This window comes from Mesorhizobium sp. NZP2077 (assembly GCF_013170805.1).
Taxonomy (GTDB): domain Bacteria; phylum Pseudomonadota; class Alphaproteobacteria; order Rhizobiales; family Rhizobiaceae; genus Mesorhizobium.
On the sequence record NZ_CP051293.1, the window covers coordinates 3,998,205 to 4,011,786 of the forward strand.

Sequence of the window (13,582 nt, forward strand, 5' to 3'; positions counted from 1 at the left end):
CTCGCGCACCGGTCAGCCAGGGGCCGGCTGTTTGAAGCCAATTCACAAATGAACGGAACTTTTTAGCCGTTCCTTCATATATGCGTGCTTTCTAATTTAAGCTATGGCTTTCAATTGCTTCACCCTAATTCGGGTCATGGCGACCGGTATACGCCGGAGTACCAGGGCAAATGTTGCCACCATCTTCGCCCTCAGCCTGCCGATCGTTGTCGGCGCCGCCGGCTTCGGTGTGGAAACCTCCTACTGGTATTACAACAGCCTGAAACTGCAGGCGACGGCGGATGCCGCTGCCTATGCCGGCGCGCTGGAGAAAATCTCGGGTTCCGACACGCCGACGATCGTTGCGGCAGCGACCCAGTCAGCGGCGACGAACGGGCTTGGCTCGGGCACGATCGTTGTCAACACTCCGCCGGCGTCCGGACCCAACACGGCGAAGAAGGCGGTCGAGGTCATCGTCGGCCAGAAGCTCGACCGGATCTTCACCTCGATCTTCACGCAAGGCCAGGTTCCCGAGCAGGCGAGGGCGGTGGCTCTTATTTCCGATGCCTCGAAGGCTTGCGTGCTCGCGCTCGATCCGTCCGCTTCGCAGGCCGCGCTGTTTTCGGGCAACACCAGCGTGAAGCTCATTGGCTGCTCGGTCATGGCCAATTCGATCGCCTCGGATGCTATCAAGCTTCAGGGCTCGGCAGGCCTCCAGGTTGATTGCCTGATATCAGGGGGCGGTGTTTCTCTCAGCAATCCCGTCACGACCGTTTGCGCGGCCCCGATCACGCAGGCGCTGCCCGCCGCCGATCCATTTGCAGACGTCCAGGCACCGGCGGCGTCGAACCCCTGCCAGAACGCCAACAAGTCGCCGCTGAAACCCGGCACCTACTGCAATGGGCTCAGCCTTAGCGGCACAGTCACGATGCAGCCTGGCGTCTATGTCATCCAGAGCGGCGATTTCAAAGTCAATGCGAACGCCAATGTCACTGGAGACGGCGTCACTATTTATCTCGCCGGTGCTTCGCGCGTCTCGATGAACGGCAACGCCACCGTCTCTTTGAGCGCGCCGACGTCCGGCACCTATTCCGGCGTGCTGATGTATGGAGACAGGACCAGCACTGGTGGACAGAGCACCTTCAACGGCACGGCGGATTCGCTGCTGACGGGGGCGCTCTATTTCCCCAGGCAGCAGGTCAACTATCTCGGCAATTTCTCCGGTGTAAACGGGTGCACCCAGGTCGTCGCGAATTTGATCCAATGGTCCGGCAACTCAACCATCAATCAGGATTGCACGAGCCTTGGGATGCGCAACATTCCGGCCGCGCAGTCCGTCGAACTGGTCGAGTAACCTTTCGTGGAACGCCCATCGATGCCGATCCTGAACGATGATGCAGGCGTTGCCGCGGTCGAGTTTGCGTTGGTCTTGCCTTTCCTGTGTGTGGCGCTGCTCGGCATCGTCGACGGTTGGTCCTATATGACGAACTCGCTGTCGATGCGGGCCGGAGTCAAGACCGCCGCGAACCTGGTCATGGAAGGATCGACCAGCGATACGGCGACTCAGGCGGTTGCCATGTCGAGCTGGGAGAAGCGGCCGGCGGATGGCCAGGTCACGTTAAGCCGGATCTACATGTGCGGGGCGACCGTGGTCGACGCTTCCACCCTGTGCAGTGGGCCGAAGGTGCCATCGGTCTTTGTCCAGATCCAGGCATCCGCGACCTGGACACCGCCCTTCACCTTCGGTGTCTTTTCTGCCCCCAGCATCATCGGCCATCTGGAGGTGATCCGTGTCCGCTAGGTCTGGGGCAAGCGCCTTCAGGCGGGATCGGTCGGGTGGGGCTGGGTTGGAGTTCGCCCTGATTGCGCCGTTCCTCATGATACTGCTGTTCGGGATCTTCGCCCTGGGCTGGTCGATGCACTCCGTGTCCAGCGTTCGTTATACGCTTGAGACGTCATCACGCTCGCTGCAGCTTCAGAACACGCTGACCCAGGCCGACATCCAATCAATCGCCACGCAGAAATTGCAGGCCTTGGGTTTGAAGGACGTGAACGTGACGATCGCCATCGATCCGGCGAGCGGCGGGTTCCGCATGGCGCATCTGACCGCCACCTACGCCTTCGTTATCGACTTCCCTTATTTCAGCGCTTTCCCGATCAATTACGCGACCACCGTTACCGTGCCGCTGGTCGGCGGTTAGGCTCGCGAGTCTCACGCCCGCGCTTTCACCGGCGGCCTCGTCGGTCATTTTAGGTCGAACTCACCGAGCGTCCCGGCCGCTGCTCTTCATGCCCGAGGATTTGCCGTAAGTCGCGCTGATCGACCTTCTGGCCGCAGTTCGGGCAGTTGTAGAAATGACCCTTTTCGCGGATGAGGTCCATGCAGCTTGCCCGGAATGGGCGGTCCAAGGTCTGACAGCTTCGTCATTGCCGATCGACCCTCGCGTCGCAGTAAAAGTTCCGGAACTATTTTAGTGCATGCTAATTGAATCGCTGTTGCTGTGGGCTAGTTTATGCACTTCGCTGCAGGTTTTTGGGGGAGGAATGATAGAATGAGTGGCAACCCCGATGATCCACCAATCGAACGACGCTCACATCTCCGGACGGCTGTTCTAAAGGATGGTGCCATCATTACCGGGGATGTGAAAATCGCCTGTTCCGTCAGAAATCAGCATGCCCATGGTGCGGAGCTGCGAGTGGACCCGGGCGTGGTTGTTCCTGAACGATTCGTCCTGCACGTCCGTGCAGATGGTGTCGAATATCGTGCCGTGGTGCGGTGGAGAAAGAACGAGCGGCTCGGCGTGCAGATTTATTGAGGATGCTGACAATGGATGTGGCCAAGAGGACTAGGAGCGCATCAACCACGCCTGGATGCATGGCGCCCAGGCTCGCAAGGACGGCAAGGAGCGAGTGGTGCCACTTATTGGGATGAATTCGCAGACGCTTGGCTGCATCGCGTTTCGCCTCCTGGTTCGCCCCTTTCTACCTATGCCAAAGTTCATAGACGGCAGACTCTAGCCTGCTCTAATGGAGTTGCGTTCTGCGCTGGCGTGAGCAGACACGCATGAGTCCTCCTGCAGATTCACGTTGCCACCGCCGTTCAACGGAGATCGCCATGCCCCAAAAGACCCTCGCCGGCGTCCGGTGTTCTTCACATGCAGCCCTGACTACGAAGGCCTCCAGGCGAAGCGCAATCGCGCCTGGAAACCTGCGTTCGGTCGAGGGATTTAGGGACTTCAGTCGTAGTTGAGCTATTGCTAATATGCATTTAGCTTGGGCGATGCGGGGGGCGATCCCAAATCGACTGACCCGCTATGGCTGGAGCGGCTCGCTTCACCCAAAGTGGCGCTCGTAGCCCAAACTGGGCAGCGCGGAGGCTCAAATGGCCAGCGATAAGCGCAGGCAGGATGCTATTCACGACCATCAGGTCGAATATTTCGCCACAGAGAACGGTTTGACGCCGGACCTGGCTTGGGAGTTAATCATAAAACACGGTAACAGCCGCAAGGCCGTGATTAAAGCTGCGCAGGGTTTGAAAGGCGACGTCAGGCAACACCAACCAGTCCCCTGCTTCCCGGTAGAAGTGCGCGCCTTTGGCCGAGAGCGCGAGCTTTTCACATGCTCACCAGAGCCAGAGATGACCGACAAGGCAGTTACAACCCACATCGGGAGCGTGAAGAAGCGCTAGGCTTTCTCACTATTTCGCAAATTAACCTTGACTGAAGGAGGTAGTGATCTATCGCCAATCGTTACTTGCGCAATTGCTAATATAATGAAACGCTCCACCCATATTGAGGGATGGAGCAATGGAAGAAAGCCCAGGTAGGTTCAGTTGCCTTCTTGAGCCGACAGGCGACTGGACGGTTTGGGATGAAGTCACCGGCGAGCCGGCAAACTTGGGCGGGAAAATACTGATCGGCTGCACACGCGAGCGCGCCGAGTCTGCTCGCGATGTGCTCGCGCGGATTTACAAAAACGGGCTGCACGCTCGACACCGCGACTCGAAGCCGACATTCGATCAAAGATGAAGAGGCCCGACAGTCTCTCGGGTTACCGTTAGTCGCCTGTCTCTTCACCAGGCTTTGTTCCCTTTAATGCAAACGGTTCCGGAGGCGTATTCGGCGGCCAGATCGGCCACAAACTATCACATCAATCAGGTCGTCATTGGTATCCCAGGTGCGGAAATTTCGACTACAACCTGCGAGACGAAGCAGGACTATCCGTGTTCGCTGCGCGGACGGTCTGCGACCACATCAGCCGTATGTGACAAGGAAGTAGCGTATCGCTTTTTTGGCGGCGATGGGTATGAGCTTTGTCTCGCACTCAAGGCTTTGTCGATCAGGTAAGGCGCAGTCGGTCAGGCTTTGGCAAAGGGGTCGACATGTTTGCAACAAACCACAGAGCTAGGCCGCCCGTCTGCGATGCACCGGAGGCCACTTCTCAACTGATTTGAAATATCTGGTACGCCCAAGGGGAATCGAACCCCTGTTACCGCTGTGAAAGGGCTTCTAAACCGTCTAGCGCTGTCTAGCCATATTCACTGAAAGGCCAATGGCGGCTTTTTGGTCGACTGGTCCCCCCGAGGGAGCCCTTGCAGCACAAGGCTTCTTGCCCATTTGCGTTTATGCGCCACAGGCTATTTTTTCAGAGTTTTTCCAGTGCGTGGATGTCGAAACCGGAGTTTCTTTAGTCCGTGCATGTGAAAACCGGATCGCGGCCGCATGATGGTCGCGGGGTACGCCTCGAACTTCGGCGTCTTGAGCGGTCGCTACATCGTAGCGGCTGGCGCCTTCCGTGACCTCCTGAAGCGCGGTTGCAAGCCGAAGATGTTGCCCAACCACGAGGGGCCCGAAATCGGGAATGGATCGCGATCGCCGACCACGGCCGCGGCCTGTTCGTCACCGGCCGCCTATGGAATAACCCGCGCGCCCAGGAGGCGATTGCGCTCTACCGCGAGGGCGATTTGACCGGTCTCTCGCTCGGCCCGAAGGGTGCCGCCTGGGATGAAATGCGTTGCGGGATACGAATCCTGACGGAGGTCAATCGCATCGATGAAATCTCGCTGTGCGAGCTGCCCCTCGACCCGGCGGCGCTGATCACCGAATTCCGCGGCGATCTGATTGGGGCTTGTCAATAAATGGCGGGCCTTCATGATCTGCAAGTCGGCGTCGGGATCCTTCACGTTGGCGGCACCGGCACGGCGTCGCCTGTCCCGACGCTTCAGACGACGCAGTGTGGGGAAAGTGCCGGCTTCCGGCCGCCTATGTCTGGGTGCCGCCGATCCTGACGCGACGGGACCAAGTACAGGATGTACCTGAACGGCACGATGGTGGCCTCGTCCACCCACCGCACCATCAATCCTTCAGGAGCGGTTCTCAGCATCGGCGCCGACGGCAACACATCTGGCTTCAATTTCAACGGCTGGATTGATGAGGTCCGCATCACCAAAGGCGTGGCCCGTTATGCTTCGGATAGCGGTTTCACGGCGCCGACAGCGGCCTTCCCGAGGAGCTAAGGCGCAGGCATCATGCCACTCCTCGCCTTCACCCTGTCCGCTTGGCGAGGCCAAAGGCAGAGGGCTTTTCATATCGGTTGGTCAAGTCTACACCATCGGTCGGGCGAAAACGCTGGTGGGCGCCATGAAACCGATCGCGATTGCAATTCCGTTACTCTTCCTCGTGGTGCAGGCTCAAGCGCAAGAGCGCAGGGATATCGCCGGCCTGAGTTGCGCCGAAGTTCAGGCACTACTGAAGCAGGACGGCACCACCGTCATTCGCTACCGCTCCATATTCAACCTCAGCCTGACGCGCTACGACCTCTATGTCAGCGGGCAGAAGCAATGCGGTCCTGGCGAGGTGGCTACTGGCGCAGGTGTGCCGACGACCGACACAGATTATTGCCCGGTCCATAAATGCATTGCGAGCAATCTCTTCGTGGCAAGGTAGCCGGCCAGGGCGTGCCGCGCCACAGCATTGAAAGAAAACTCGCCGGGCGAGGAACCCCAATTCCTCAAGCCCGGCGAAGGTTTACTTCCTGATCCCCGCGATCAGGGCTGGTGGGAGGAACACCGGCAATCTATGCAATGCAAATCCGATGCCAGCATTTTTCGTCCCGAAACGAGACAGGCTAAAGCGAACCATGCAGGATCACGAACTTGTGAGCGGCCTGGCAAGGGCTGGACGCCGTGGAAGGAAGGTCCCGTCGACCTCGAAATTGATAAGGTCTGGTGGGCGGCTCGAGTTCTGCATTTCGCCAAGCTGAACGTATCATGCTGGTTCGATGGCTCGGATCTCGTCGCGATCGAGCATTGGGGTTTCCGCGGCGAGAAGTGGTGCATGAGGCAGAAGCCGGCCGACTGGCAACCGCTACCGGAGGCCTATCGCAAGGCCCGTGAGGCACAGAAGAAGGCCGAGCTCGACCTATTCGGGGAGCGCGTCGAGAAGCGCTGTATTGAGGCCACCGCGAGGCGCCAGGAGACGCATGGACCGCGACCGGAAGCCGACTTTCAATCGTGGAATATTCCGCCCTGTTGCAAAAGTAGCGCAGACTCTTCGTGAGAAAATGCGCAAAGCTAGAAGTTAATGATTTTGGAGACGAAGGCATGAAACTCGCGCTCATCTGTTCCGTTGCGTTTTTGGCAGCCTCTTCTCCAGTTCTGGCGGCCGACCTCGTTGAGCCCGTCGCCGCGATGCCGTACTCATGGACCGGCTTCTATATCGGCGCACAAGTTGGAGGCGCCTGGAATGACAGCCGGTGGTCGCCGGCAATCCCTCCGGGGAGCTTCGTTCCCTTCAATACAAACGGGTCCGGAGCCGTGTACGGCGGACAGATCGGTTACAACTACCAGATCAACCAATTCGTCATTGGCATCGAGGGCGACTTCGCAGGCTCTACTGTAAAGGGTGATAGTCAATGTCCGGCTACGCCAGGGTCGGTCTGCCAAACCAAGCAGGACTATCTGGGTTCGGTGCGCGGACGCCTTGGGTACGCAATCGATCGGGTGCTTATCTATGGCGATGGCGGCGTTGCGTTCAGCAAGTACAAGTTTGCAGAGACGCAGCTTTTGCTGCAGTCTTTTGGGGGTGGGTCTCGGGTTGGTTGGACTGCTGGCCTCGGCGTTGAATATGCTTTCAGTGACCATTGGACCGCTGGCGTCGAATGGAACTATTACGATTTTGGCTCGAAAAATGGCGCCAGCAGCTTAGCAGGCCCGGCCTTCGTGCTTAGCGCTCGCGAGACCGAGAACACTGTTGTGGCCAGAATTAACTACAAGTTCTGAGATAGTCCGCGCGATGATCCAGGACGGAGTGAAGGCGCGGATTGAGGAGTTCGTGCCGAGACCGAAGCGCTAAAAGGGCTCGGTTTTAGTTTCCTTTGCATGGATGTTGCAGTCGGTACTCCAGCAAGCGGCTCAAAACCTCCTCGATCTTATCCTTGCGGTTTCTCTTCGCCATTGTGATGTTTTCCAAGGGCGGAGGCATCGAAGGCACGGATATGATCACGTCGTAGGGTTGAGACTTGCATTCGAACAATATCGCACGAGCCACCAAGTCCGCCGGTTCACACAAATCCTTCTCGATACCAGCGTTGAGGCATCCATCAAAGGTTTCCCGTTTGGTAGGAGCATTGTCGGCTCTAGTTGCCGATCGTCGCTACCATCGCCAACAGGCAGAGCCTCGCTTTCATAGATTGAAGCATCGCGCTAAAGGCTTCGCCCCCGCAGGCGGCAACTCGTATGCCGGAACCTAAGCGACAGCTCGAGCTTATTCGCGGCATGACCGCACGCGGAATCAACTTCTTGCATCGATGGCTGGCCAATAACGTCACCGAGACGACGAAAGCGGATGTCATCTCCGTTGACGAACTCACGCACAAGCTGATTGCGGACGCCAAGGCGATCGGCACCAAGCGGAACGAGATCGACGAGGAGGTCGACAGCCTGTATCGGACGATCCTGGACGCGATTGTTTGCCTACGACCCTGGCTTGCCCGTATAGGCTTGCTACCGAGATCGGACTTAAGTCTGATCGGCAAAACGCATTGGTCTTATCCAAGCCGTGGTGCGGAACAGCCTGCATCCACGGCTGTTGTTCTCTCCGGGAAAGTTCGGAGAAATCAGATGGATAGAAGCGCCGCTCGTCAGCGAATTCGAACGACAGAACGGCGGATGGTAATAAAGGAAGGCTATGCAAACAACGATAGCCCGAAAGTTATAGCCGCAATGCTTAACTGTAGCGTGGCTTCTGTTAAAGCTACGGCCAGCCAGTTGGGCATCACCCGCACCCAGAAAGCCGCCGCAGACTTTCGGCGTGGCTTCGCAGTCCCGGCAGACATGCTGGTGCACTACAAGAAATTGTTGGCCAAGCAATTCAGCGCGAAGGAAAGTGGAAAGCTACTGGGGTTGGTCTTTACACAGGGTGAAATGTGCGAACGCACACTGCAAGAAGAGAGTGAGTTCTTGGATTACCGCCAAGAAGCCGATCGCTGTCTGCTAGCTGTTTCGTGGATGCGATGAACGTGGCCGCGCAAGTTTGCTCGCTAGCCGACTGTCGGAAGCGTACGAGCGCATCGGCTCACGGCTGGGTGGTGTCCCGCTTTTGTCTGTTGCTCAAGTAATCCAAAGCAACGATCGCGATGAACGCAAAGACGACGACAGCCGTGCCACCCATCCAAAAAGTAGACATTTGATTTTTCTCCCAGCCCTACAATTATTGTACTCCGAGAGAGATCGGGCCACAATCCGGGCAAAGTCTGATCTGACAACGCGGTAAACGCGTGTGGCAGTCTCCTCAGAGGTGCAGATCGGAACATTAGCGCACTCTAACGGTTCTACCTGAGCGATGAGTTCCGGACTCCATCATAGGTAGCGAGCATGGCAGCGGTGTTGGCTTTTGATTTCGCCCATTTTCTCGGATTGACCGCAGACGAACTGCTAGTCGGGGCAGCGTCTTTAGCGGGGTGCTTGCTGGTTTTTGACGCTATGTCGACGGACCGCCCCAATCGATAGCCCACGCCCCTCGCGCTGGCGGCTCTCTTTGGGGGCAATTGCAAGACCGTGGCGTCAGATCGAACTTCAATTCGTCTAAAATGTTCCGGAACTGTTTTAGCGTGCGCTAATTGACCCGCATTATGCAGGTCAGTGCATGCGTCTGAAGTTCATCAAGCCCATGGAACCGGATCTGGTCGACACGCCGCCACAGGGCGGTGAATGGCTGCATGAGATCAAGTTCGATGGCTACCGGACGCAGCTTATCAAGGATGAAGATGGTATTCGGCTGATCACCAAGAACGGCTATGACTGGACGAGCCGCTATATCCATCTCGCCGAAGAGGCGGAGGCGATCGAGGCTCAGAACTTCATCATCGATGGCGAGGCGATCACGGTCAACGAGGCCGGCCTGTCCGACTTCCGCGCTCTGCAATCAGCCATAACCAACCGTAAGCCGTCGCGTGATCTGTATTTGGTGGCATTCGATCTCCTGCACCTGAACGGGCATGATTTGCGGAACTTGCCTGTGGATGACCGTCGCGAGATCCTACAGGAGATGATCGCGCTCGTCGGCCGCATTCAGTTCAGCAAAGCGATGCCAGGCACCGGCGACGCCGTCTATCGCCTGGTCGAGAATGCAGGGCTGGAGGGCATGGTCTCGAAGCGCAAGGACAGCACCTATCGCAGCGGGCCAACGATGAACTGGCGCAAGATCAAGTGCTACAGCGAAAAGGAAATGGACATCATCGGCGTGCAGCGCGAGGCCGGCAAGCCAGCGATGGTGCTCTTGGCCGACAAGGGCCTTTATGCCGGCGGCGCCTTCGTCACCTTCAAGGCTGACATGCGCCAGCGCCTCTGGGACCGCGTGCAGGGAAAGGTCGGTGGACCTGTCCCGATAGGGGTCAAGAACGACAAGGCCGAATGGCTGAAACCCGGTCTCGTCGGCCGCGTGCGGTTCCTCAAGGGCGAGGATAAGCTGCGGCACGCGAAGCTGCTGGATTTCCGGGATAAGCAATAGAAGCGCTTGCGGCCACTATCGATCTCAGGAATATAATCCTCCCGTTGCGGCGATCCTTCAACGGAGATCGCCATGCCTCAAAAGACCCTCGCCGAAACCCTTGCCGCCCGTGAAACCGTCTATGTGCATTGCGGGCACCCTGCATGTTGCAAGTCGACCAAGCTCGACGTCCAGACGCTCATCGACAGGCTTGGCCCTGATCATGGTTCCATGCACGACGATCTGGTGAGGATCTTCGCCTGCTCCCATTGCAAGGCCGCTGGCCGCGATCGGCGCCCGGTCTTCTTCACCTTCATTCCTGACTACGAGGGCCAGCAGGGGGAGCGCAATCGCGACTGGAAGCCGACTTTCGACCGCACCAAACCGGCTTGACGGAACATTAGCACTCTCTAACTAATTTTGCTTGCGGCACGCGATGCTTCACACCTCATCGTTACCGAAGATCGGGATTTTCACCGGCCCCGATCAGCCCGCGCCTCCCGCAAGTGGCGCGGGCTTCCCAATCGTACTGGTTGTTAAGTGCGGCTCCTTTAACCCCTCGTTCACCATGCCGCATTAAGGTTCCAATTCCTGCGGCTGTGTTTGTGTACCGCAGACTTGCCCGTTGGCTTTCGGGCACCGGCAGCGTCTCTTACGAGGTGGTTCTGCTGTCTCTCGGTGCTGGCAAACTTTCACAGGGATTTGCGACCAATCTGGCGGATCGCCGATGATCTCTTAGCCACAGGGACTTTTCTTTTCTTGCCAGTATCTCATTGCGAATGTCATCAGACGTCGTTCGGCCGTGCATCGCGGCAATCACATAGTCGGCTCTGTTAGCTCGATAGTCTTCTTTTTGCACAGGCAACATCGTTCCTCCCAGTTCGAGGCCTCCCTCCCTGACCGAGACACTAGCTGCCGATCCATCGCATGAGTCCACCAATTGGGGATTGTATTAAAATGATACACGTCCCCCCGTCGCGCCTATGAGATCGGCGACAAGGTGCGGGTCGAGGGGATCACGCCGAAGCCAATCCGCTGAGATTTAGCTGCCGCCTGCTCGACTGAATACGACAGTGCCGTCTTCTTTGCGTACTTCCACCGCTACGATACCGTCATCCCGCTTTCCATCGGGAAACGTTGCAAGGACGTGGTCCCTCGCAGCTTTCTCGGCATCAAATGGAGACTTCTCCAAGATGCCCTGTTTCCCGTACCAAATCACCGTGTAGGCCACAGTTGCGACGCTCCCTCTGCAGGCGCCTTGATCTTGCTGGCAAGCACTTCAATGGAAGCGTCTAGATCCTTGAGCGAAGCGAAAAGGGCAGCAGTCGCCGCCGCCAGGTGATCTTCTGGTTCGCCATTGTCGTTCGCTAGATCGGTGCGTTGAGGCTGCGACATGAGCGAACTATGCGCCTTGTCGTGGCGTCGGTCTACAGAATCGCCCGAAGTGGCGTGGATGAAAATGGCCGGTGCCAGTTGGGAGCTGGGTGGGCTTGGGATGACGCCGGCCAAGCGGACATCAGGTCCGCCGCAAGCAGATGCTAATATACCGAAGGCGATCCCTGCATATGGTGTGATCGCGGAAGCTAGCCGAGCGCGTCTCGCAACTTGGTCCATCGAGAGTTGTCGGTGAGTTCATTCTTGGCGTTTGCCATCAACGGCGACTTGCCCCATTTTGTGGCCGAGCTCGTGCTGCGGCGTACTGATCTTTCCTAGACATAGCTGCGAGCCCCGGAAAAACGGTTTCGGCTTCGTGGCGCAAGAAATCGCCTGTCTTAGCCGGGTAGATGGCAGCGTACCATGTCATGAATAGACCAAGAATGTACGGGCTTCGGCCGGACGCGACCATATAGTCAAGGCAGGCTACGCCGACGGTGCTGTCGCAGTCCTCTTCCGAGATGCTGGCCAGTAAAGCGTCCGGGTCGCGATCGGCGTGTTTTAGGAAGTTCCGCGGGCCATTTAGTTGATCACGAAAGTCCTTTGCTGGCCTACCATGGGCGGCAACGAACTGGTCGATCATTCGAAGTTTGCCACCCTGATGGTTGATCAAGGCGTCCGCTACTTCCCAGGAGTTTGCAGCGAGGGTGTAGACGGCCAACGGCTCGTCGAGGTACCAGTGGATGTGGATCGCCGCCAATAATTGGCGACGCGCGGCATCAAGCTTTGAGAGCGCCGGCATTAGCCACCGCCACTCTTTTTCAGCCTCACGCCGGCGCCTCCGCCATTCTCGGGGATGAACTCGACGCCGGCCGATTCGAGGGCGCGGCGAATCGCCTCCAAGTTATTTGGCATTGGCGCTCGCTTGCCGGACTCGAAATCCCGGATAGTCGAAACGCTTGTGCGGGAAGCTTCGGCAAGCTGAGTTTGCGTCCAATTTAGTAAGGCTCGGCCGGCTCTGGACTGCGGAGGGTTGATCATGGAATCGACCATATCGAGTAATAGCAATCTGTGTACGTCAACTTTTTTATATGACACAGGAGCAAACCACCATGCCGAAACTCACAGTTCCGGCGGCCGGCGAAGCTATGCCCGCTGCCGAGGTAATGCCGATCATCGGCCGGTTTTCACGCCGCGCCCTGCTTAGTGCTATCGCCGCAGTTCCAGCCATGGGAGCCGCAACAGCAGCGTTTGCCGTCGCCACGCCGCCGAAGGTGTTCCCGGATTTTGGAAGCGCCGCGCTAATAGCCAACGAACCCGTCGAAACGCCCTGCGAGCGCGTCACGCGCCTTGCCAGGGAGCTTTCCGCAGCAATGGAAGGTATGCACGGCGGGGAGTGGGCGGGTTACTGTCGATCATTCGTTCGGCTTCGCCCTCATTGTGCAGCACAATCGCGCGGTGCAGTCATGAGCGCCGCCACCAACCCGGCCGGAGAGAAGATCCAATTCACTGATCTGGAGCCCCTGATCTGTGATGCTGACAACATGATAGATGTCCTCATGGACATGTGCGAGATTTTCAGCAATCGGCCCGACGACAACGACAAAGTCATCGTCACCGGCTCGGAGGCGGCTCGGCTTTTCTTCGTCGCCGGCCAGGCAGAGTCGATTTCCCACAAACTGAAGAAAGCTTACTACCAGGCCTGGGAACAACGAACGCGGCGAAGGCGGCTTGCCCATTGCTGGTGAACTCGGCGCCTTGATCGCCGCGCATGTGGGGGCTCTGGCGGCATATGATGCCATGCCCGGCGATAACCCGAAGTCGTCGGCCGAGGCGCGGGCCAGCGCACTCGTCACCAAGACGCGCCAAGCCCTGTTCGATCATCAGCCGACAAACATGGCTGAAGCCGCGCGCAAGGGCGAGTTCATGGCATCGTCCAGGACGTTCATCGAATGGGATGACTTTGATCAGGTCCAGTTGATCAAAGCGCTGACGCCGGCGGGTGCGAAATGAACGCCCCGACCCTCGATGATCTGCGGGCGGATGCGAAGCACCTGCACGATCTGCTCGACGTCATCTGTGATCGTGTTTTCGGCAACGTCGACCACAACCGCGACCAAGCGGTCGACTCCATGCTGCGGATTGCCCGCGATCTGGCGGAGAAGATGGCGGGCGAAGCCAAGGGACCGTGAAATTCCCGACGTAGGGAAATTTGGCCCGCTGCCGATGGTGACGAGCCCTTT

At 58.0% G+C, this 13,582-nt stretch carries 19 protein-coding genes and 1 pseudogene; 16 read left to right on the forward strand and 4 right to left on the reverse strand.

The window, feature by feature from the left end; genetic code table 11:
* Window positions 1–103 precede the first annotated feature (103 nt).
* From HGP13_RS19880 to HGP13_RS19890, 3 genes are read left to right on the forward strand one after another with little or no spacing between them, the layout of a single operon-like run.
* Window positions 104–1,333 carry a pilus assembly protein TadG-related protein gene (locus HGP13_RS19880; RefSeq protein WP_172228389.1) on the forward strand — a complete coding sequence of 410 codons (1,230 nt, stop codon included), beginning with the start codon at window positions 104–106 and terminating at the stop codon, window positions 1,331–1,333.
* A 21-nt stretch (window positions 1,334–1,354) separates the two neighbouring features.
* Window positions 1,355–1,780: a TadE/TadG family type IV pilus assembly protein gene (locus HGP13_RS19885; protein ID WP_246707070.1), complete on the forward strand. Its 426-nt coding sequence runs from the start codon at window positions 1,355–1,357 to the stop codon at window positions 1,778–1,780.
* Window positions 1,781–1,826: 46 nt separating this feature from the next.
* Window positions 1,827–2,180, forward strand: coding sequence for a TadE/TadG family type IV pilus assembly protein (locus tag HGP13_RS19890; RefSeq protein WP_246707071.1), 354 nt, complete (start codon window positions 1,827–1,829; stop codon window positions 2,178–2,180).
* Window positions 2,181–2,229: 49 nt separating this feature from the next.
* Here the strand turns inward: HGP13_RS19890 and HGP13_RS38590 are convergent, their stop codons facing one another.
* Window positions 2,230–2,361, reverse strand: coding sequence for a hypothetical protein (locus HGP13_RS38590; protein WP_281410969.1), 132 nt, complete (start codon window positions 2,359–2,361; stop codon window positions 2,230–2,232).
* 170 nt (window positions 2,362–2,531) lie between these two features.
* On the opposite strand from HGP13_RS38590, the gene HGP13_RS19895 reads away from it, so the two are divergent.
* The 10 genes and pseudogenes from HGP13_RS19895 (at window position 2,532) to HGP13_RS19940 (ending at window position 10,358) form a co-directional block, all read left to right on the forward strand.
* Window positions 2,532–2,795: a PilZ domain-containing protein gene (locus HGP13_RS19895; protein ID WP_172228395.1), complete on the forward strand. Its 264-nt coding sequence runs from the start codon at window positions 2,532–2,534 to the stop codon at window positions 2,793–2,795.
* A 566-nt stretch (window positions 2,796–3,361) separates the two neighbouring features.
* Window positions 3,362–3,667, forward strand: coding sequence for a hypothetical protein (locus tag HGP13_RS37600; protein WP_210266316.1), 306 nt, complete (start codon window positions 3,362–3,364; stop codon window positions 3,665–3,667).
* Between the two features lie 1,125 nt (window positions 3,668–4,792).
* On the forward strand, window positions 4,793–5,116 hold the full coding sequence (locus HGP13_RS19905; protein ID WP_172228397.1) for an HK97 family phage prohead protease: 324 nt from the start codon (window positions 4,793–4,795) through the stop codon (window positions 5,114–5,116).
* Between the two features lie 171 nt (window positions 5,117–5,287).
* Window positions 5,288–5,494, forward strand: coding sequence for a LamG-like jellyroll fold domain-containing protein (locus HGP13_RS19910; RefSeq protein WP_172228399.1), 207 nt, complete (start codon window positions 5,288–5,290; stop codon window positions 5,492–5,494).
* Window positions 5,495–5,618: 124 nt separating this feature from the next.
* Window positions 5,619–5,924 carry a hypothetical protein gene (locus tag HGP13_RS19915; protein WP_095081959.1) on the forward strand — a complete coding sequence of 102 codons (306 nt, stop codon included), beginning with the start codon at window positions 5,619–5,621 and terminating at the stop codon, window positions 5,922–5,924.
* Between the two features lie 27 nt (window positions 5,925–5,951).
* Window positions 5,952–6,536, forward strand: coding sequence for a hypothetical protein (locus HGP13_RS19920; RefSeq protein ID WP_172228401.1), 585 nt, complete (start codon window positions 5,952–5,954; stop codon window positions 6,534–6,536).
* Between the two features lie 44 nt (window positions 6,537–6,580).
* Window positions 6,581–7,258 (forward strand): outer membrane protein, encoded by a 678-nt coding sequence (locus HGP13_RS19925; protein WP_172228403.1) that lies wholly within the window; start codon window positions 6,581–6,583, stop codon window positions 7,256–7,258.
* A 495-nt stretch (window positions 7,259–7,753) separates the two neighbouring features.
* Window positions 7,754–7,948 (forward strand): annotated as a pseudogene (locus HGP13_RS19930) (hypothetical protein); the annotation flags it as partial.
* Between the two features lie 1,174 nt (window positions 7,949–9,122).
* Window positions 9,123–9,986: an ATP-dependent DNA ligase gene (locus tag HGP13_RS19935; protein ID WP_172228405.1), complete on the forward strand. Its 864-nt coding sequence runs from the start codon at window positions 9,123–9,125 to the stop codon at window positions 9,984–9,986.
* A 72-nt stretch (window positions 9,987–10,058) separates the two neighbouring features.
* Entirely contained in the window at window positions 10,059–10,358 is a 300-nt protein-coding gene (locus HGP13_RS19940) for a hypothetical protein (protein WP_172228407.1), read from the forward strand.
* 822 nt (window positions 10,359–11,180) lie between these two features.
* Here HGP13_RS19940 and HGP13_RS19945 read toward each other — a convergent pair.
* The 3 genes from HGP13_RS19945 to HGP13_RS19955 all read right to left on the reverse strand — a co-directional run bounded on the left by HGP13_RS19945 (window position 11,181) and on the right by HGP13_RS19955 (window position 12,392).
* Window positions 11,181–11,474: a hypothetical protein gene (locus tag HGP13_RS19945; protein WP_172228409.1), complete on the reverse strand. Its 294-nt coding sequence runs from the start codon at window positions 11,472–11,474 to the stop codon at window positions 11,181–11,183.
* Between the two features lie 142 nt (window positions 11,475–11,616).
* On the reverse strand, window positions 11,617–12,141 hold the full coding sequence (locus tag HGP13_RS19950) for a hypothetical protein (RefSeq protein WP_172228411.1): 525 nt from the start codon (window positions 12,139–12,141) through the stop codon (window positions 11,617–11,619).
* Complete coding sequence (locus tag HGP13_RS19955; protein WP_348647149.1) at window positions 12,141–12,392, reverse strand: helix-turn-helix transcriptional regulator; 252 nt, start codon at window positions 12,390–12,392, stop codon at window positions 12,141–12,143. Before HGP13_RS19955 ends, HGP13_RS19950 begins: the two co-directional genes overlap by 1 nt.
* A gap of 59 nt (window positions 12,393–12,451) precedes the next feature.
* Between HGP13_RS19955 and HGP13_RS19960 the strand changes: the two genes are divergently transcribed.
* The 3 genes from HGP13_RS19960 to HGP13_RS19970 are packed head-to-tail and all read left to right on the forward strand — an operon-like array spanning window position 12,452 to window position 13,531.
* Window positions 12,452–13,087, forward strand: coding sequence for a hypothetical protein (locus HGP13_RS19960; RefSeq protein WP_172228413.1), 636 nt, complete (start codon window positions 12,452–12,454; stop codon window positions 13,085–13,087).
* 10 nt (window positions 13,088–13,097) lie between these two features.
* A complete protein-coding gene (locus HGP13_RS19965; protein ID WP_172228415.1) occupies window positions 13,098–13,352 on the forward strand; it encodes a hypothetical protein in 255 nt (84 codons plus the stop codon).
* Complete coding sequence (locus HGP13_RS19970; protein ID WP_172228417.1) at window positions 13,349–13,531, forward strand: hypothetical protein; 183 nt, start codon at window positions 13,349–13,351, stop codon at window positions 13,529–13,531. Before HGP13_RS19965 ends, HGP13_RS19970 begins: the two co-directional genes overlap by 4 nt.
* Window positions 13,532–13,582: the final 51 nt, after the last annotated feature.